The sequence below is a fragment of the Shewanella sp. AS16 genome (assembly GCF_021412365.1).
Taxonomy (GTDB): domain Bacteria; phylum Pseudomonadota; class Gammaproteobacteria; order Enterobacterales; family Shewanellaceae; genus Shewanella; species Shewanella salipaludis.
In genome coordinates, this window is the sequence record NZ_JAKCLK010000487.1 from 1 (window position 1) to 276 (window position 276).

1 protein-coding gene is annotated in these 276 nt (G+C 48.9%); it reads left to right on the top strand.

The features are described from left to right. Positions 1 to 276: DDE-type integrase/transposase/recombinase (locus LZP73_RS21210; protein WP_234236989.1), on the top strand; the 276-nt coding region annotated here is incomplete at both ends.

Genomic DNA, 276 nt, shown 5'->3' on the forward strand with positions numbered 1-276 from the left:
CAGTTCCAAGTCACTGAGCCTAATCAAGTGTGGTGTGGGGATGTTACCTACATTTGGACTGGTGCCCGGTGGGCCTATTTGGCCGTTGTTATCGACCTGTTTGCTCGCAAGGCGATAGGTTGGGCGATGTCGTTTTCGCCTGACACAAGCTTAACTGGAAAGGCATTATCAATGGCATTTGAGTCACGAGGAAAACCCAAAGGACTCATGTTTCATAGCGATCAAGGCTGTCACTATACGAGTCGTCAATATCGTCAACTACTCTGGCGCTACCAA